Origin of the sequence: Mesorhizobium sp. M0060, from assembly GCF_040323155.1 — a bacterium.
GTDB lineage: Bacteria > Pseudomonadota > Alphaproteobacteria > Rhizobiales > Rhizobiaceae > Mesorhizobium.
The window spans coordinates 1-18515 of record NZ_JAMYUP010000038.1 but is presented as its reverse complement, the minus strand read 5'-3'; the positions used below and the strand labels follow the sequence as shown (position 1 = coordinate 18515).

Here is an 18515-nt window from a genome sequence, read left to right as displayed (position 1 = left end):
ACAAAGAATTAAATTTGCAATCCGAAGTCAAGCGGATTATTTGTTGATTGATAAAAAATGGAGGTCGCAATGGCAGGACGGCCAAGGGAGTTCGATCGGGATCAGGCGCTGGAGAAAGCGCGCGACGCCTTCTGGACGCGCGGCTATGAGGGGACCTCGATGGCCGATCTCGTGTCGGTGCTTGGACTGGCCTCGCCGCGCATCTATGCCGCGTTCGGCTCGAAGGAGAACCTGTTTCGGGAAGCTATCGTTCTGTACGAGACCAAAGAAGGAAGCTTTGCCAGCCGCGCGCTTGCCGAGGAGCCAACCGCCCGGCGGTTTGTCGAACGATTGCTGCGTGATGCAATCGAAATCTATGCCCGGCCGGGCCTGTCGCGGGGCTGCATGGTTGTCTCGGCCGCGACCAACTGCGCCGTTGAAAACGACGGTGTGCTGCGCTGGCTGGCCGAGCGTCGCCACGCGCGCAATGCACTGATTGTCGAGCGCCTGAGAAAGGGCGTTCGGGACGGCGAACTCAAACCGGGCACGGACCCGGAGGCCCTCGGCGATTACTACACCACGCTTTTGTTTGGTCTGTCGGTGCAGGCGCGCGACGGCGTGCCGAAAGAGCGGCTGCACGCTCTGGTCACCGTTTCGATGCAGGCGCTGGACGCACGTCTGTCGCTGGGGTCCTGAGTTTCGTGCGCGGAGCGGAAGCGCCGAAGCGGACGCCATGCGGTCGAGGGCCGCAGTTAGGCCCTTTCGGCATGGTTTATTAATTGCTTGACCCGATTGTGAATTCGGGCCGGGTTGAAGCCCGACCCCAAAAAGGCCATGCTTTACCTGGAAAGATCGAGTCTACGGCGATCCCGCTGACGCGGGACATCGCGTTTGGCTGAAAGGGATACGATGCGGCAAGGATGTGCGCGCTGGCTGACTGGGCTGGCAATAGTGACGGGCATGGCGATCTCGGCTCTGCCGGCTCATGCCAAACAGACCAGCGAGCCGGTCAGGATCACGTCCTTCTCGGGAGCCTATCTCGCCGCGCGGATTGCCGAAGGCGACAACGATCTCAACAGCGCCATCTCCTATTACAAGCAGGCGCTCGCCTTCGATCCGAACGATACGGGACTGCAGCAGAGCCTGATGCTGTCGCTGATCGCGCAGGGGCGCTTCGATGAGTCCCTGGTCTATGCCGACAAGCTCAAGGCGGTTCCCGACGTCGAGCGCTTCTCGCGCCTGGCGCTGGCCATCGATTCCTTCCACAAGAAGGATTTCTCGAAGGCCGAATACTGGCTCAAGCTTTCGCTGGAATCCGATCTTGACCGGCTGATCTCCGGCGTCATGACCGGCTGGGCCAAGCAGGGTGCGGGTGACGCCCGCGAGGCCATGGCTTCAATCGACAAGCTGCAGGGCCCCGACTGGTTCGGTCTGTTCAAGTCCTTCCACCGTGCGTTGATTGCCGACGCCTCCGGCCTGCCCGACAGGGCGGATGCGCTCTACACCGCCACCCTGCAGGACACGGCGGCCGGTGGCGCCGCTCCCGAAACATGGATGCGCAACGCGCAGGCCTATGCCTCTTTCCTCGCCCGCAAGGGCGACAAGGCCAAGGCGCTGTCGGTGCTCGACCAGGCCGAGACGTTTGCGCCCGGCAAGATCGAGATCGCAGCGCTTCGCAACAAGATCAACAAGGGCGAAAAGATCGAACCCTTCGTTGCCGGTCCGTCGGACGGCGCCTCGGAAATCCTGCTCGATCTCGCCACCGCGCTCAACCGCGGCGGCGGCGAGCCGTTCGTGCGGCTTTATCTGCAATATGCCCTGGCGCTGAGGCCCGACAACGACGCGGCGCTCGTTCAGCTTGCCGCCGTTGCCGAGCAGTTGAAGGACGGCGAGGGGGCTATCGCCCTCTATCGCCGCATTCCCGCCGGCTCGCCGCTGAAGGAGCTTTCGGACCTGCAGCTTGGCCTCAACCTTGCCGATCTCGACCGCAAGGACGAGGCGATCGCCTACCTCAAGGCCATCGTCGATGCGCATCCCGACGATATGCGGGCCTATCTGGCGCTCGGCGGCGTCTATTCCTCGAAGGAGGATTTCCGCTCCGCCGCCAACCTTTACGACAAGGCGGTCGAGGTGCTGAAGACCCCGACCAGCGCCAACTGGAACATCTTCTACCAGCGCGGCATCGCCTATGAGCGGCTGAAGGAATGGCCGAAGGCCGAGCCGAATTTCCGCAAGGCGCTGGAACTCTACCCCGACCAGCCGCAGGTTCTGAACTATCTCGGCTATTCCTGGGTCGACAAGAACATGAACCTCAAGGAAGGCCTCGCGATGATCCAGAAGGCCGTCGACCTGAGGCCGAGCGACGGCTACATCGTCGATTCGCTGGGCTGGGCTTATTACCGCCTGGGCCAGTTCGATGACGCGGTGCGCGAAATGGAACGCGCCGTTTCGTTGAAGCCGGAGGATCCGGTGCTCAACGATCACCTCGGCGACGTCTACTGGCGCGTTGGCCGCAAGCTGGAAGCCACCTTCCAATGGAACCAGGCCCGCGACCTGAAGCCGGACCCGGACGTGCTTGCCGCCTTGCAGCAAAAACTGATGAAGGGCCTGCCGCCGATCGAATCCAACACGGCGCAGGAAACCCCGAACGTGAAGCCCGAGCCGGCGCCCGCCCCGAAGGGATAACCCGTCGCCTTGACGGTCGCGGAGCGGCACTTTACGAGGTGCCGCATCCCGCCGCTCCGTCGAGGCCGCCGTGACCGCTGATATCCCTGCCCACATGCATCCCAGCCGCTCGTTCCAGGGGCTGATCCTGACTTTGCATAATTACTGGGCGGACTACGGCTGCGTCGTCCTCCAGCCTTACGACATGGAAGTCGGCGCCGGCACATTCCACCCGGCCACGACATTGCGCGCGCTCGGCCCAAAACGCTGGAACGCGGCCTATGTCCAGCCCTCTCGCCGGCCCAAGGACGGGCGCTATGGCGAGAATCCGAACCGGCTGCAGCATTATTACCAGTACCAGGTGATCCTGAAGCCCAATCCGCCCAATTTGCAGGAGCTTTATCTCGGCTCGCTGGCGGCGATCGGCATCGATCCGCTGCTGCACGACATCCGCTTCGTCGAGGACGACTGGGAAAGCCCGACACTGGGCGCTTGGGGGCTGGGCTGGGAGTGTTGGTGCGACGGCATGGAGGTGTCGCAGTTCACCTATTTCCAGCAGGTCTGCGGCATCGAATGCGCACCGGTGGCCGGCGAGCTCACTTATGGGCTGGAGCGGCTGGCCATGTATGTGCAGGGCGTCGACAATGTCTACGACCTCAACTTCAACGGCCGCGAAGGCGCCGACAAGGTGACCTATGGCGATGTCTTCCTGCAGGCCGAGCAGGAATATTCGCGCCACAATTTCGAATTCGCCAACACGGCAATGCTGCTGCGCCATTTCCAGGACGCCGAGGCCGAGTGCAAGGCGCTGCTAGAAGCCGGCGCGCCTATCTCCCCCCTTGAGGGGGAAATGCCCGCGAAGCGGGCAGAGGGGGTCATCTCTGAAGGCACCTCAAGCCAGGCATCGAGCACTGCGCGGGCGACCCCTCCCGGCCAGACTTTGTCTGGCCACCCTCCCCTCAAGGGGGAGGGATACCACCGCATGGTATTCCCCGCCTACGACCAGTGCATCAAGGCCAGCCACGTCTTCAACCTGCTCGATGCACGCGGCGTGATTTCCGTCACCGAGCGGCAGAGTTACATCTTGCGGGTGCGCAATCTGGCCAAAGCCTGCGGCGAGGCGTTTCTGCTGACGCAGGCGGGCGGGCTTGCGGCCTAGCTCCAGGCGATTTCGGCAGGAGCGCTGATTGGCAATACGCCCTGGCCGCTGGAGCCGGCCATTGTCCGCAGCGCTTGCCTGACGCCGGGCATCGAGAACGTGCCATGCACCTGCGCTGTAAAACAGGCGCTGAGCGCAAGGATCTGCAGGAATATCGATGCCGTTTTCATGGTCGTTCAGCCAATAGCTCTCTGCCTGAGCGTTGGTCGCTTCAGCGCTGCGTTCGGTTCATGGAAATCTTTGACCCAAGGACGGACGGGCCGGGCCGTGTCCGACAGGCGGCTGAATTTTTTCGGAAATCGCCGTTGGACGCGCCGATCTTGCAGGGAAGGGTGACAGCGGCCAGCCGAGTTGCTATGCCCCGCCCGGACCATTTGCCGCGTGAGCACAATCAATGCCCGACCTGCTTTTAGAACTCCGTTCGGAAGAGATTCCTGCTCGTATGCAGAGGAAAGCTGCCGGCGACCTGAAGAAGATGATGACCGACGGGCTGGTCGACGCCGGGCTGACCTATGAGGCGGCGCGCGAATATTGGACGCCGCGCCGGCTTGCGCTCGACATTCGCGGCCTGACCGCGCGCTCGAAGGACATCAGCGAGGAGATCAAAGGCCCCTCGACCAAGGCGCCCGAGCAGGCGGTGCAGGGCTTTCTGCGCAAGGCCGGGCTTGCCTCGATTGCCGAGGCGCATGTTCATTCCGATCCGAAGAAGGGCGACTTCTATGTTGCCCATATTGCGAAGCCGGCCAGGCCGGCGGAGCAGATCATCGCCGAGCTGGTGCCAGGTATCATCCGCAACTTCCCCTGGCCGAAATCGATGCGCTGGGGGCCGGCTTCGGCCAAGCCCGGCTCGTTGCGCTGGGTGCGGCCGCTGCAATCGATCCTGTGCACCTTCGGCCCCGAAACCGAGGAGCCGGTGGTGATCGATTTCGAGATCGACGGCATCCGCTCAGGCAACGTCACCTACGGCCACCGTTTTCAGGCGCCGGGCGCCATCACGGTGCGCCGCTTCGACGATTATGTCGCCAAGCTGGAAGCGGCGAAGGTCGTGCTCGATGCCGACAGGCGCAAAGAGATCATTCTTGCCGACGCCAGGAACCTCGCCTTCGCCAGTGGGCTCGATCTCGTCGAAGACGAGGGGCTGCTGGAGGAAGTGTCGGGCCTGGTCGAATGGCCCGTCGTGCTGATGGGCGAATTCGAGCAGGATTTCTTGGCCATTCCGGCCGAGGTGATCCGGCTCACCATCCGCGCCAACCAGAAGTGCTTCGTGACGCGGTCACACAGTGCCGGCGAAGAGCTCTCCAACCGTTTCATCCTGACCGCCAACATCGAGGCCAGGGATGGCGGCAAGGAGATCGCCCACGGCAACGGCAAGGTGGTGCGGGCCCGCCTGTCCGACGCGCTCTATTTCTGGAAGACCGATCAGGGTGACCTGCCGGATCTCGACCAGTTGCGGGGATCGGCGGAAAAGTTCGGGCTTGATCTGAAAAAACCGCTCGACCAGCGCATGGCCCGCCTCGACCATCTCGGCGTCACCTTCCACGCCAAGCTCGGCACCCAGGGCGAGCGGGTGAAGCGGATTGCGCAGCTGGCCGAAGAACTGGCGCCGATCGTGGCGCGCGCAATCTCCCCCCTTGAGGGGGAGATGGCCGGCAGGCCAGAGGGGGTCGCTTCGGCTGGCGCGACGCGATCTGGTCTTTCGAAGAAAGAGGAAGTCGGCACTCCACGCGAGACGACCCCCTCTGTCGCCTTCGGCGACATCTCCCCCTCAAGGGGGGAGATTGCCGCGCTGGCGCGACGCGCCGCCATCCTGGCCAAGGCCGATCTCACCACCGAAGTCGTCGGCGAATTCCCCGAGCTGCAAGGTCTCATGGGCCGCAAATATGCGCTGCTGCAGGGCGAGCATCCGTCCGTTGCCGCCGCGATCGAGGAACATTACAAGCCGCAGGGTCCGTCAGATCGCGTGCCGAGCGATCCGGTTTCGATTGCGGTGGCGCTCGCCGACAAGCTGGATACGCTGGTCGGCTTCTGGGCGATCGATGAAAAGCCGACGGGATCGAAGGACCCCTATGCGCTCAGAAGAGCGGCGCTGGGGGTGGTCAGGATTTTGGTCGAGAACGGGGTGAGTTTGGCCGGTAGCCCGATACTAATTCGGCTCTTCAACCGAGTACTGACAACCCTATACCTTCGCGGGAAGTCTGAATCCTTCTCTCAAATAGAGGCGCTACCGAAGTCGGGAATTTCAGACGATTTTGTTGAGGATTTGGAAGGACGTTTTGGCGGGTCAGTGAAGGCAGTAGACGATAGCGACGATCTGGGAGTTGCGGAATTTTATCCCGGTTGGTCGGAGGAAAAGTGTTCAGATCTCCTCGCCTTCTTCCACGATCGCCTAAAAGTCTATCTCCGCGATCAGGGCGCGCGGCATGATCTCATCGATGCTGTGTTGGCAAGCGGCGCTGCCCCCTCATCCGGCCCTTCGGGCCACCTTCTCCCCGCTGGGGAGAAGAGGCGGGCGCCGGCGTTGGCGACCTCTTCTCCCCTCGGGGAGAAGGTGGCCGCGAAGCGGCCGGATGAGGGGGCTTCGTCCAACGACGATCTCCTCCAGATCGTCCGCCGGGTCGAGGCGCTCGGCTCCTTCCTTGACACCGACGACGGCAAGAACCTGCTTGCCGGCACCAAGCGCGCGGCGAACATTCTGGCGGCCGAGGAGAAGAAGAAAACGACGATCGCCGAGCATGTAGAGCCGGCTCTATTTCGCGAGGATGCCGAGAAATCGCTGTTTGCGGCGGTCAATCAGGCCGAGAGGCAAGCCGGCGAAGCAATTCAAAACGAAGACTTTTCCGCCGCCATGCTGGCGCTTAGCGTGTTGCGCGAGCCGGTTGATTCATTCTTTGAGAAAGTCCTCGTAAACGACGAGGACCAGGCCGTGCGCGCCAATCGCCTGGCATTGCTCGCCCGCATCCGTGCGGCGACCGACCGGGTCGCGGACTTCTCGAAGATAGCCGGCTGACATCCGAGAAAAAATCATCGCTGCCGGCCATTCGAGCCGGCTTACAGTCATATGCCGATGATCTCTGCGTGGCAAAAGGGACATGTTCCCAACCCACGGAGGCTTTCATGAATTCCGCTCACGACATCCAAGTGACAGAAGAGACCGAGACGCTTGAACCCACCTCCGAAACGACGCTCGACAAGGCCGCTGCCGTTGCGGTCGAGGCCGCCGATCTGTCGGACGATGAGGACGGCGACGACGAAGACACCGACGACGAAGGTACCGAAGACGATAAGTCGGCTACCCTCTCGGACGACGACGAAGAAGACGAGGAAGACGACGACGACAGCGTGAAGGCCGAAAGCGCCGGCGAAAAAGACGCTGATGACGACGAAGAATCAGACGACGCCGACGATACGGACGAAGAAGAAGCAGCCTGAGATTTCAGGCGCTTCACTCCGCTTCAGTCAGTGAACCAGGGAACCAGGGCGGCGCACTCGCGCGGCCCTGGTCTCCAATGTTTCTTCAGGCGTTATTGGGGCTTGTCGGCGGCGGGGAGCGGCGCAGGCTGCGGTGTTGCGGCCTCGGGATTTTGGCTTGCCACCTTTGGATCGGCTTTGCTGTCCGCGGCGGGCGCGGCAGCAGTGGCCGGCGCGGCTTTGGGCGCGGGCGTTGCAAAGGCATCGCCGACGATACCGCCGCGAATGATCATCGGCTTTCCGGTGAAGCCATGGCTCGGCTGGCTCGGGATCGCCGCGACCTTTTCATCGGTGATGTTTTCATCGACGTTGGGCAGCGTCTCGCCGGACGCGATGATCGACGGTGTTTTCGCCCGTTCGAGCGCGCCGGCACTGACCACCGAGGGGGTCGCCGTCGTTTGCCCGAGAAAAACGAGCGACGAAGCCTGTGCCGTGCTGGTGATAGCCGCCAGACCAAGCGCTCCAAGGATACGCACCGAAAGCATGACAATTCCCCTTGCCCAAGACGACGGCACCCTAGCCGAGGGCAATTGATGCCGGCTTGCGAGGAAACATTGCATTTTAGCGATTTGCGATTCGCCGACGCCCGGACTTGCTCCGCCGGCGTCGCCGTATTAGGCACCCGCATCCGTGAGGTGACGACAGTGGCTGAAATTTGTGCCGTCGGCGAGGCGATGGAAAGGGCGTTGGCGCTGCTCGAGAGCGGCGATGTCGTCGCCATCCCGACCGAGACCGTTTATGGGCTGGCCGGCGACGCGACCAATGGCGTTGCCGTGGCTCGTATCTTCGAAGCCAAGGGCCGACCTCGCTTCAACCCGCTAATCGCCCATATAGCCGATCCGGCGATGGCCGAGCGCATCGCGCTGTTCGACCCGCTGTCGGAAAGATTGGCGCAGGCATTCTGGCCGGGGCCGCTGACGTTGGTGCTGCCGCAACGGCCCGGCAACGGCATTCATCCGCTGGTCACCGCCGGCCTGGAAACGATCGCGCTGCGCATGCCGAAAGGCTTTGGCGGCGAGCTGATCGCCAGGTTCGGCCGCGCGCTGGCAGCGCCCAGCGCCAATTCCTCGGGCAGGATCAGCGCCACGACGGCCGAAGCCGTGGCCGCCGATCTCGGTCCCCGGATCAAGCTTGTGGTCGACGGCGGCGCGGCGCCGGTCGGGCTGGAATCGACCATCGTCAAGGTCGAAGCTGGAAAGCTGCGGCTGCTGCGGCCGGGCGGGATTGCCGCCGAAGAGATCGAAGCAGTGGCCGGGACAAAGTTGCTGCGCGGCGCTTCGGGCATCGAGGCGCCCGGCATGCTCGCCTCGCACTATGCGCCAGGTGCGGCAGTGCGGCTCAATGCTGCGGAGGTCGCACCGGGCGAAGCCTTGCTGGCCTTCGGCCGCCGCCGTGCCGAAGGCTGGCGCGATGCAGCCGCCCTGCGCAACCTGTCGGAGACCGGCGACCTGCGTGAGGCGGCGAGCAATCTCTTTGCCTACATGCAGGATCTCGATGCCAGCGGTGCCAAAACCATCGCCGTCGAGCCGATCCCGTTCGACGGGCTGGGCGAGGCGATCAACGACCGGCTTTCGCGCGCCGCCGCCCCGCGTGACAAGATCGATCGAGCACCATAGTTTCCACCCATGAACGACATTTCGCCGGATATCGACCCCGCCCTCATCGAGCGCTTTGCAGCCATTGTCGGCGACAAATATGCGCTGCGCGACCAGCAGGACATCGCGCCTTACCTCGCCGAGCGCCGCGGACTTTGGCACGGCAGGACGGCGCTGGTGCTGAGGCCGGGCAGCGTTGACGAGGTTAGCCGCATCATGCGGCTGGCGACCGAAACGGGCACGCCCATCGTGCCGCAAAGCGGCAACACCGGGCTGGTCGGCGCCCAGGTGCCGGACGCTTCCGGCCGCGAGATCGTGCTGTCGCTGTCGCGGCTGAACCGCATTCGCGAGATCGATACCCTGTCCAACACGGTGACGGTCGAAACCGGCGTCATCCTGCAGACGCTGCAGGAAGCGGCCGACGCCGCCGACCGGCTGTTTCCGCTGTCGCTTGCCGCGCAAGGGTCCTGCCAGATCGGCGGCAATCTTTCTTCCAATGCCGGCGGCACCGGCGTGCTCGCCTATGGCAATACGCGTGAGCTCTGCCTCGGCGTCGAAGTGGTGCTGCCGACCGGCGAGGTCTTCGACGATCTGCGCAAGCTGAAAAAGGACAATACCGGTTACGATTTGAAGAACCTGTTCGTCGGCGCGGAGGGCACGCTCGGCATCATTACCGCCGCCGTGCTCAAGCTTTTCCCCAAGCCAAAGGGGCGCGAGGTGGCGTTTGCCGGCCTGTCATCGCCGCAGGCGGCACTCTCGCTGTTCAGCCTGGCGATGGATCGCGCCGGAGCAGCTCTCACCGCCTTCGAGCTGATCGCCCAGAGGCCTTACGACTTCACGCTTCGCCACGCGCAAGGCGTGGTGCGACCCCTGACCGGGGATTGGCCGTGGTATGTGCTGATGCAGATCTCGTCGGGGCGCTCGGCGGAGGATGCAAGGGCACTGATCGAGGAGGTGCTGTCGGCAGGCCTCGAGCAAGGGATCGTCGGCGATGCAGTGATCGCGGCAAGCATTGCCCAGGGCGACGCGTTCTGGAATTTCCGCGAAGTGCTGCCCGAGGCGCAGAAGCCGGAAGGTGCCTCGATCAAACACGACATCTCGGTGCCGGTGGCGTCAATCCCGCCGTTCATCGAAAAGGCCGCCGGCGCCGTGCAATCGGTCAGCCCCGGCGCACGCGTCGTCTGCTTCGGCCATATGGGCGACGGCAACCTGCACTACAACATATCACGGCCGGTCGGCGGCGATGACGAGGCGTTTCTCGGTCTGTACCACGCCATGAACAAGGCCGTGCACGACGTTGTGCGCTCGTTTCACGGCTCGATCTCGGCCGAGCACGGCATCGGCCAGTTGAAGCGGGACGAATTGATCGCGACGGCCCCGCCGATGGCGATCGAGCTGATGCGCAGAGTGAAGGCCGCTTTCGACCCGGCCGGCATTATGAATCCCGGTAAGGTTATCTGATCCTTTCGCTGGCTTGCGCCGGTTCGCATTCCGATAACCATCCGCCCCAGATCAGCAAAATTTAACCGACTTTCTTAAGCGCGGGGATAAGAAGCCCGCGCTAATGTTTCTCCACAACGAGGCTGGGAAAACCGGCCCGGAGAACCGGAAACACCGGCTCTCAGGAGAAACAGGAAAGGCACGATATGAACACTGGACTGAAGCCAGTCTGGGCCGGTCGCAATATGCGCCTCGACCCATTCCGCCTGCCGCAGGTGGTGAGCTACGCCACGCGCGACGACTATGGCGACGTTACCTTCACCATCGACCAGCGCGGCGCGGTTATCCGCCGCACGCTGGAGATGAGCGGCGTGCCGGCGATCATCGCTCTGCCCGCCAACGCATTTCGCGGCGTCGCCGCCCGCGCGATGGAGGATCCGGATGGCAATGTCACAGTGACGCTTGAGCTTCTGCACAACGACCCGATGCTGTCGGTGCCGCTGCTGGTGGCCGACGATCTCGACGATGTCGCCGCCGACTGGCGCGCCTGGGCCGATGCCTACCGCCTGCCGATGCTTCTGATCGAGGCCGACGGCATTGCCCGCACGCTGGAAGAATCGCTTGGCGCCGCCATCAAGGCGCTGCCGGCGCAGGACCGCCGCAAGGGCCGCGTCTCGACCATGCGCCGCCCACGCTTCCTGGCCCGCCGCCGCGCCGGCGACCTCGGCCTCAGGCTGGTCATCGGCGGCGAGGAGCTCATTTCGCGGGAATAGCTACACCAGCGGCTTCAGCGCCACCCAGACCGCGCCGCCGATCAGGCCGAGGAAGATCAGCCAGCCGACCTGGTTGTTCGATCTGAACAGCCTTAGGCACTGGTCCGGATCGTCGATGTCGAGCACGGCAATCTGCCGTGCCATATGGGCGCCGGCGGCGATCAGCCCGGCCAGTGCCGGCACCGGTGCCTGCGCCGAGGCAAAGGCGATGGCGAAGCAGACCAGCGCTCCGCCATAGAGCCCGACGAGCCAGGCCTTGGTATTGTCGCCGAACAGGCGTGCGGTCGAGCGCACGCCGACGATGGCATCGTCTTCCTTGTCCTGATGCGCATAGATCGTGTCGTAGCCGATCACCCACAGGATCGAGCCGATATAGAGCATGACGGCCGGGCCATCGAGATCGCCGAACTCGACCGCCCATCCCATCAGCGCACCCCAGGAAAAAGCAAGGCCGAGAACCAGTTGCGGCCAGTTGGTAAATCGCTTCATGAACGGGTAGATCGCGACGATGACCAGCGAGCCGATGCCGAGCAGGATGGCGAAGCTGTTGAACTGCAAAAGCACGGCGAGCCCGACCAGTGCCTGAACGACGACAAATATCCAGGCCTGCCGGCGCGTGACCTTGCCGGCCGGCAGCGGCCGTGAGCGTGTGCGTTCCACCTGATTGTCGATATCCTCGTCGACCAAATCATTGTAGGTGCAACCGGCACCGCGCATGGCGAACGCGCCAAGAAAAAACAGCAGCAGATACCACGGCGCCGGCAGCAGCGAGAGCAGCGGATCCGTAGTGCGCGGATAGGCGCTCGCGGCAAGTGCAGCCGACCACCAGCATGGCCACAGCAGCAATTGCCAGCCGATCGGCCGGTCCCACCGGGCAAGCTGCGCATAGGGCCACAATCCCCGCGGCAGCGCGCGATAGACCCAGTGGCCGCTCGGCGCATCGGCGACGCGGCCCTGGGCCGCTTTCGACTGGACGGTTTCCATTTTGCTGGAGTGGCAGCAGAGGCGAATGCCGTCAAGCGTGAAGCATGCCCGGCACGCTCGCCACGCGCAATCGCCGCAGGAGCATCCAAATGTCTTGACCCGTCGGGCGGGGCGCAATAGCGCAGTCTTGATCGTGGAACGGTGAGGAATCTGGGCATGCGTGTTTTGCTGATCGGCTCCGGCGGACGAGAACATGCGCTGGCATGGAAGATCGCGGCGTCGCCGCTGCTGACCAAACTCTACGCTGCCCCCGGCAATCCCGGCATCGGCCGCGAAGCCGAGCTGGTGCGGCTCGATATTGCGGATCACGCAGCGGTGGTCCGGTTTTGCCGCGAGAAAGAAATAGACCTCGTCGTGGTCGGGCCGGAAGGGCCGCTGGTCGCCGGCATTGCCGACGATCTGCGCGCCGAGGGCATCCGCGTCTTCGGCCCGTCAAAGGCAGCGGCACGGCTGGAAGGCTCGAAGGGTTTCACCAAGGACCTTTGCGCCAGATATGGCATTCCGACCGCCGCCTATGGCCGCTTCGGCGATCTGGCTTCGGCCAGGGCCTATGTCGAGAAGGCGGGCGCGCCGATCGTCATCAAGGCCGACGGCCTCGCTGCCGGCAAGGGCGTCACCGTCGCCATGATGCTTGACGAGGCGCTGGCCGCGCTCGATGCCTGTTTCGACGGCTCCTTCGGCCAGGCCGGCGCGGAAGTGGTGGTCGAGGAGTTTCTCACCGGCGAAGAGGCAAGTTTCTTCTGCCTTTGCGACGGCACCACCGCACTGCCCTTCGGCACCGCGCAGGACCACAAGCGCGTCGGAGACGGTGACACCGGCCCCAACACCGGCGGCATGGGCGCCTATTCGCCGGCTCCGGTAATGACGCCGGAGATCATTGACCGCACCATGCGCGAGATCGTCGAGCCGACCATGCGCGGCATGGCTGAAACAGGCGCACCGTTTTCCGGCGTGCTGTTTGCCGGGCTGATGATCACTGACAAGGGGCCGAAGCTGATCGAATACAACACCCGTTTCGGCGACCCGGAATGCCAGGTGCTGATGATGCGGCTGAAGGACGATCTCCTGGTCCTGCTCAACGCCGCCGCCGACGGCCAGCTGGCGCACACCTCGGTGCGCTGGCGCGACGAAGCGGCGCTCACCGTGGTGATGGCAGCCAGGGGTTATCCCGGCACGCCGGAAAAGGGCTCGGTCATTCGCGGCGTCGAGGCGGCGGCAGGTGACGGTGTCGAGATATTTCATGCCGGCACCGCCATCAACGGCGGCGCACTCGTCGCCAATGACGGCCGCGTGCTCAACGTCACGGCGACCGGCCGCACCGTCGGCGAGGCGCAGAAGAAGGCTTACGCCGCGCTCGACCGGATCGACTGGCCACAAGGCTTTTGCCGCCGCGACATTGGCTGGCTGGCGGTGGCGCGCGAGCAGGCGAATTGACGCTTCAGGCGGCCCTCAGCCTCAGCGCAGGCCGCGGTCGAATCCGGTCGAGACGCTGCTGACCGCATCGGCGGTGGGGGCAATTCCAGACACCGATGCCAGGCGCTCTTCGTTTCGCGTCCAGGCAACATATTCGGCAATCCCGCGCGGAAGGCTCAGCGCCGCCTTCGCCGCAGGCATTTGAAAGCCGCTGCTGAACCTGGCCAGGCGCGCCCTGAATACCGCGACCATCTCCTCGAAGCTTGCTGGCGTCACGCTAGCATAAGTGATGGCGCCGCCGGCGAGCCCGGCTTCGCGTGAGAGCGGCACCGGTATCGAGGCGAGGTAATCCGGCTGCACGTCGATCAGGCCGCCGAACGGCCATTGCGCGAGCAATTCCGTCGCGTTCATCGGCGCGACGTTGACGTCGATGTCGTTGGGCGTGCCCGCAACCCTGTAAGGACAGCGGAACCGGCCACAATTTGCCCGCGCCGAAAACTGCCAAAGCGCATAGCCTTGCCAATTGCCCATTGGAAAATGCACGTCGATGTCGGGCTTGTAGCGCGCGTACCACAGCGGCAGCCGCGACAGCAGCCGGTATTTGTACTTGTTGTCGGCGATATGCCTGGCGGTTGTTCCATTGGTGTAGAGCACCGGGAAGCGGCCAAGCCGCCGATGCACCTGGCGGACGAATTCCTCGGCGTCGTCGAGCGACATCCACTGCGTCGGGTCGTCGTCCTCGATGTCGAGGGCAAGCAGGTCGTCCGGCCCGGGTTCGGCGAAATCGATGAAATGATTGGCCTGGCCGACCGGATTGCCGGGACGGGCGAGGTGATAGGCGCCCCATTTCAAGCCAAGCGCCTTGGCCACGACCTTGCGCGTCTGGAACAGCTCGCGCGCCACCGCATGGCGCTTCCAAAGCGTCTTGCAGAGCCGTACCTCGGTCTCGTCGCCGAAACAGAAATAGGGTGGCGGCATGCCGTCGGACGCCTTGTTGATGAAGCCGACAAGGCGCTTGTCGGTAGCAAGCTCTGCCCAGTCGATGGAATTGTATTCGTAGGCGTCGACGACCAGTGCCCGGTCGGCATCCTTCCACGGTTCGGAGAAATCCGAGGCCTTTGCCGGCGTCAGCGTCAAGGTCACGGCCGCGACGAGGAGAAGCGCTGAGCGGACAAGAGGGTGCGCCGGCGTTTTCAAACAGCAGGTCCTTGCTGGCCAAAGCCCAATCCTGAACCGCCATGGTTAAGGAAATGCTTTCGGCTGCGGCCCGCGGATGACACGGCTCGGACAGCTTCTCCGTCGATGGTTTTGATCGTCGTCAATGGCGAGAGGGGATTTGAAACGGGTCGGGCGCCGGCACTTGCGGCAGCGTCCCCTCGGCCTCGCGCTTGCGATGATGGGCCAGCGAGCATTGTGGCGAACACAGAATGCCGCGATCCGACCAATAGGATGCGCCGTTCTCGATCTTACCTTCATGATAGCAAAAACCGGCCGCCCGGTAGGGCAGGCCGCATTCGATGCAGCGATAGGCGTCAGGTCTGGCGAGCACGGGCGGTCCGATCCGGTATTCTTGATTCCGCCGGTCGAACGTGTCCGGCTTTGCCGAATTTAGCCTGCGTCGCAGCAATTGCAAAATCTGCGTGACAAAGTTTGACGTTTACGTAAAAAGAACATGGACAGGGAAGCCCGAAAGCAGATGGTTTTGCCTCGGCACGGGTCTTAAGTTGACCTGCCGGACTGCGGGGGGCCGGACTGAGGAGGGCCGGACTGAGGAGGAGCGAACGGCATGTATCGGGCACCGGTCGAGGAAATTGCCTTCACGCTGAAGCATGTCGCCGGCTTGAAGCCGGCGCTTGATGCCGGCACTTTTGGCGAATTCGGCGAAGACCTCGTCGATGCCATTCTGGCGGAAGCCGGGCGTTTCGCCGGTGAGGAGGTGGCGCCGCTCTACAAGATCGGCGACCAGCAAGGCGCGGTGCTCAACGGCGCTGCCGTCAAGACGCCACCCGGCTGGAAGGAACTTTATCGCCGCTGGATCGACGGCGGCTGGAATGCCCTGTCGGCGCCGGAAGCGTATGGCGGCCAGGCACTGCCGACCATGCTCGGCGTCGCCGCGCTCGAAATGTGGAACTCGGCTGCAATGGCATTCGGCATCGGTCCGACGCTGACGATGGGCGCGGTCGAAGCACTCGACAAGCATGGCTCGCAGGCGCTCAAAGCCAAATATCTGGAAAAGCTTGTCTCCGGCCAGTGGATGGGCACGATGAACCTGACCGAGCCTCAGGCCGGCTCGGACCTGAATGCGTTGCGCGCCCGTGCCGAGCCGGCCGGCGACGGCACCTACCGCATCTTTGGGCAAAAGATCTTCATCACCTATGGCGAGCACGATTTCACCGACAACATTATCCATCTGGTGCTGGCGCGGCTGCCGGACGCGCCGGCCGGCACGCGCGGCCTTTCGTTGTTCCTGGTGCCGAAATTCCTGGTCGGCGACGATGGCGCGCTGGGCGGGCGCAATGACGTCTTCTGCTCCGGGCTGGAGCACAAATTGGGCATCCACGCTTCGCCGACCTGCACGATGATCTATGGCGATGGGTTCGAAGGCACCACGCCCGGCGCGATTGGCTGGCTGGTCGGCGAGGAGAACAAAGGCCTCGCCTGCATGTTCACCATGATGAACAATGCGCGCCTTGCCGTCGGCATTCAGGGCGTCGCGGTTGCCGAGGCGGCGACGCAGAACGCGCTCGCCTATGCCAATGATCGCCGGCAAGGCAAGGCGGCAAGCTATCGCGGTGCCGGCATGGCGCCGATCGTGCATCACCCCGACATACAGCGCAGTCTCCTGACCATGAAGGCGCTGACCCAGATTGCCCGCGCCATCTGCTATTCCTGCGCCCACGCCATCGATCTCGCGTCGGAGAGCGAAGATGCAAAGCACTGGCAGGAGCGCGCCAATCTTTTGACGCCGCTGGCCAAGGCGTTTTCCACCGATGTCGGCGTCGAGGTCGCCTCGCTCGGCCTGCAGGTGCATGGCGGCATGGGTTTCATCGAGGAGACAGGGGCCGCAGCACTTTATCGCGACGCGCGCATTGCGCCCATTTACGAAGGCACCAATGGCATCCAGGCGATCGATCTGGTGATGCGCAAACTGCCGCTTGGCGGCGGTCAGCATGTGCATGGCTACATCGCCGAGCTCAAGGCCGTCGCCAATGCGGTGCGAACGTCGAATGTTGAGGGCTTCGGCCGCACCGCCGATCGCCTCGATCAGGCGCTCGACGACCTGTCACAGGCGACCCGTTTCCTGCAAGACCTGCTCGACCAAGGCCGTTCGGACGAGGCGCTGGCCGGCGCGACACCTTATCTCAGGCTGATCTCGCTTGCCGCGGGCGGCGTCTATCTGGCGCGCGGCGCGCTTGCCGATCAAAGCCGCATCGCGCTTTGCCGCTTCTTCGCCGAGAACCTGCTGGGCGAGGTGGATGCCCTGAGGGAGCGCGTCGTCGGCGGCGCCGAAAGCCTCGCGGTTGCCGGCAAGGCGCTGATTTCAGCCTGACGTTCGCAACGTGCCGAAATTCACAAAGGATCGATCCGTGACAGACCACATCCTCGTCGAGCGCCAGGGCGCCATCCAGATCATCCGCATCAACCGTCCGGAGAAGAAGAATGCGCTGACCCGCGCTATGTACGCGACCATGTCGGCGGCTCTTACCGGCGGCGACGCCGATCCGGCGATCCGCGTCCATGTCTTTCTCGGCGTGCCCGGCGCCTTTTCGTCCGGCAACGACCTTGCCGATTTCATGGTTGTTGCCTTAGGCGGCGACGGCGGCTCCGAAGTCTGGGATTTCCTGATGGCGCTGGCCAAAGTGGAAAAGCCGATGGTTTCCGGCGTCGACGGCATTGCGGTTGGCATCGGCACCACGCTCAACCTGCATTGCGACCTGACCTTCGCCACGCCGCGCACGGTGTTCCGGACACCCTTCGTCGATCTCGGCCTGGTGCCAGAGGCAGGTTCGAGCCTGCTCGCACCGCAGATCCTCGGCCGGCAAGGCGCCTTCGCGCTGCTTGGCCTTGGCGAGGGCTTTTCGGCCGAGCGCGCGAAGGCCGCCGGGCTGATCTACGAGATGGTCGAGGAAGAGGCCCTCGAAGCATCGGTGTTGGCGGCCGCCGGCCAGATCGCGGCCAAACCGCCGCAAGCCCTGAAGATTGCGCGCGATCTGATGCGTGGCTCGCGCGACGACCTTGTCGACCGCATCGGCCAGGAGAGCGAGCATTTCCGCGAGCGGCTAAAGTCCGACGAGGCCCGCGCAGCCTTGACCGCCTTCATGACCAGGAAAAAAGCCGGCTAGACCTTCTGGCCTTGTATCCCATCGTGGACCCGTCGGCAGCAGCCGGCGGGTTCTCACCACGATTTCTTTGTCACATCGCCATTTTTTTACATTCGGCCTGAGCCTTTGCCGAAGACGTATCGATCATGAATGTCTTGCCTTTGGCGTCGGTCATCAACATCATGCAATGCTTGATCGGTTTCGCCATTTTCATCATCTCGGCGCTCATCTTCGAGTCGGGCATCATGGTGCCCATATGCCCATCGGGCATGATCGCCATGACCTCCCCACCCTTCATCATCGTCATTGTCCCCATCGCGTCCTCCGCAAAGGCCTGCGAAGCAAAAAGGCCGACGAGACCGGCCATCGTGACCAACCTGAGTGAATGCATTGCGTCCTCCTGAATTTGCGCCTGCGGCGCGTTGAGCCCCTTTCATGGTTCGTCCCCGCAAGCTGGAACGTTTCACGCACACGAGATCGTGATAGTGAGGGTGGAAACGGAGGGATCTCCAGTCCATCGCCACTGTGATTTTGAGCGGTTAGCAGCGGCGCAGAATTACAGCTCTATAGTGATCCTTCGCGCCGGCCGGACATCTCCCCACTGGGGTGTCCCCACTCTCATGATTGCTGACAATGGCCTTTGACATAAGCTGCAGCCCGCCGATCCGATCGGCGGTCGAGGCACTTGTACGGCGGATATGAGGTGCAAGAGGCGGGA

The 18515-nt window shown here is 63.6% G+C and carries 17 protein-coding genes; 11 read left to right on the top strand and 6 right to left on the bottom strand.

The window, feature by feature from the left end; all coding sequences use genetic code 11:
* Positions 1 to 57 precede the first annotated feature (57 nt).
* From NKJ94_RS26530 to NKJ94_RS26520, 3 genes are all read left to right on the top strand, one after another.
* Positions 58 to 675, top strand: a complete 618-nt coding sequence (locus NKJ94_RS26530) for a TetR/AcrR family transcriptional regulator (protein ID WP_352529256.1) — start codon at positions 58 to 60, stop codon at positions 673 to 675.
* Between the two features lie 213 nt (positions 676 to 888).
* Complete coding sequence (locus NKJ94_RS26525) at positions 889 to 2664, top strand: tetratricopeptide repeat protein (RefSeq protein WP_352529308.1); 1776 nt, start codon at positions 889 to 891, stop codon at positions 2662 to 2664.
* A 70-nt stretch (positions 2665 to 2734) separates the two neighbouring features.
* The gene (locus NKJ94_RS26520) at positions 2735 to 3802 is read left to right on the top strand and encodes a glycine--tRNA ligase subunit alpha (RefSeq protein WP_352529254.1); all 1068 of its coding nucleotides are present in this window, start codon (positions 2735 to 2737) and stop codon (positions 3800 to 3802) included.
* On the opposite strand, the gene NKJ94_RS26515 is transcribed toward NKJ94_RS26520, so the two are convergent.
* Complete coding sequence (locus NKJ94_RS26515; protein WP_352529252.1) at positions 3799 to 3972, bottom strand: hypothetical protein; 174 nt, start codon at positions 3970 to 3972, stop codon at positions 3799 to 3801. The genes NKJ94_RS26520 and NKJ94_RS26515 overlap by 4 nt on opposite strands.
* A 224-nt stretch (positions 3973 to 4196) precedes the next feature.
* On the opposite strand from NKJ94_RS26515, the gene glyS reads away from it, so the two are divergent.
* Entirely contained in the window at positions 4197 to 6809 is a 2613-nt protein-coding gene (gene glyS / locus NKJ94_RS26510) for a glycine--tRNA ligase subunit beta (protein WP_352529250.1), read from the top strand.
* 107 nt (positions 6810 to 6916) lie between these two features.
* Entirely contained in the window at positions 6917 to 7231 is a 315-nt protein-coding gene (locus NKJ94_RS26505) for an ATPase (protein ID WP_352529248.1), read from the top strand.
* 92 nt (positions 7232 to 7323) lie between these two features.
* Here the strand turns inward: NKJ94_RS26505 and NKJ94_RS26500 are convergent, their stop codons facing one another.
* Complete coding sequence (locus NKJ94_RS26500; RefSeq protein WP_352529246.1) at positions 7324 to 7650, bottom strand: hypothetical protein; 327 nt, start codon at positions 7648 to 7650, stop codon at positions 7324 to 7326.
* Between the two features lie 264 nt (positions 7651 to 7914).
* Between NKJ94_RS26500 and NKJ94_RS26495 the strand changes: the two genes are divergently transcribed.
* From NKJ94_RS26495 to NKJ94_RS26485, 3 genes are all read left to right on the top strand, one after another.
* Positions 7915 to 8886, top strand: coding sequence for an L-threonylcarbamoyladenylate synthase (locus NKJ94_RS26495; RefSeq protein WP_352529244.1), 972 nt, complete (start codon positions 7915 to 7917; stop codon positions 8884 to 8886).
* A gap of 9 nt (positions 8887 to 8895) precedes the next feature.
* Entirely contained in the window at positions 8896 to 10326 is a 1431-nt protein-coding gene (locus NKJ94_RS26490) for an FAD-binding oxidoreductase (RefSeq protein WP_352529242.1), read from the top strand.
* A 185-nt stretch (positions 10327 to 10511) separates the two neighbouring features.
* Positions 10512 to 11078 (top strand): DUF6101 family protein, encoded by a 567-nt coding sequence (locus NKJ94_RS26485; protein WP_023674094.1) that lies wholly within the window; start codon positions 10512 to 10514, stop codon positions 11076 to 11078.
* On the opposite strand, the gene ubiA is transcribed toward NKJ94_RS26485, so the two are convergent.
* Positions 11079 to 12062, bottom strand: coding sequence for a 4-hydroxybenzoate octaprenyltransferase (ubiA, locus tag NKJ94_RS26480; protein WP_352529240.1), 984 nt, complete (start codon positions 12060 to 12062; stop codon positions 11079 to 11081).
* A 156-nt stretch (positions 12063 to 12218) separates the two neighbouring features.
* Between ubiA and purD the strand changes: the two genes are divergently transcribed.
* Entirely contained in the window at positions 12219 to 13496 is a 1278-nt protein-coding gene (gene purD, locus NKJ94_RS26475) for a phosphoribosylamine--glycine ligase (protein WP_352529238.1), read from the top strand.
* 21 nt (positions 13497 to 13517) lie between these two features.
* On the opposite strand, the gene NKJ94_RS26470 is transcribed toward purD, so the two are convergent.
* Both NKJ94_RS26470 and NKJ94_RS26465 read right to left on the bottom strand, forming a co-directional pair.
* On the bottom strand, positions 13518 to 14672 hold the full coding sequence (locus NKJ94_RS26470) for a glycoside hydrolase family 25 protein (RefSeq protein ID WP_352529236.1): 1155 nt from the start codon (positions 14670 to 14672) through the stop codon (positions 13518 to 13520).
* Between the two features lie 121 nt (positions 14673 to 14793).
* Positions 14794 to 15024, bottom strand: a complete 231-nt coding sequence (locus NKJ94_RS26465) for a hypothetical protein (protein ID WP_352529234.1) — start codon at positions 15022 to 15024, stop codon at positions 14794 to 14796.
* 237 nt (positions 15025 to 15261) lie between these two features.
* Here NKJ94_RS26465 and NKJ94_RS26460 point away from each other — a divergent pair, with 237 nt between their 5' ends.
* Together NKJ94_RS26460 and NKJ94_RS26455 are read left to right on the top strand one after the other, a co-directional pair.
* Entirely contained in the window at positions 15262 to 17025 is a 1764-nt protein-coding gene (locus NKJ94_RS26460; protein WP_352529232.1) for an acyl-CoA dehydrogenase family protein, read from the top strand.
* A gap of 37 nt (positions 17026 to 17062) precedes the next feature.
* Positions 17063 to 17818: a crotonase/enoyl-CoA hydratase family protein gene (locus NKJ94_RS26455; RefSeq protein WP_352529230.1), complete on the top strand. Its 756-nt coding sequence runs from the start codon at positions 17063 to 17065 to the stop codon at positions 17816 to 17818.
* A 70-nt stretch (positions 17819 to 17888) separates the two neighbouring features.
* Here NKJ94_RS26455 and NKJ94_RS26450 read toward each other — a convergent pair whose 3' ends face one another.
* Positions 17889 to 18164 (bottom strand): hypothetical protein, encoded by a 276-nt coding sequence (locus tag NKJ94_RS26450; RefSeq protein WP_352529228.1) that lies wholly within the window; start codon positions 18162 to 18164, stop codon positions 17889 to 17891.
* Positions 18165 to 18515 lie beyond the last annotated feature (351 nt).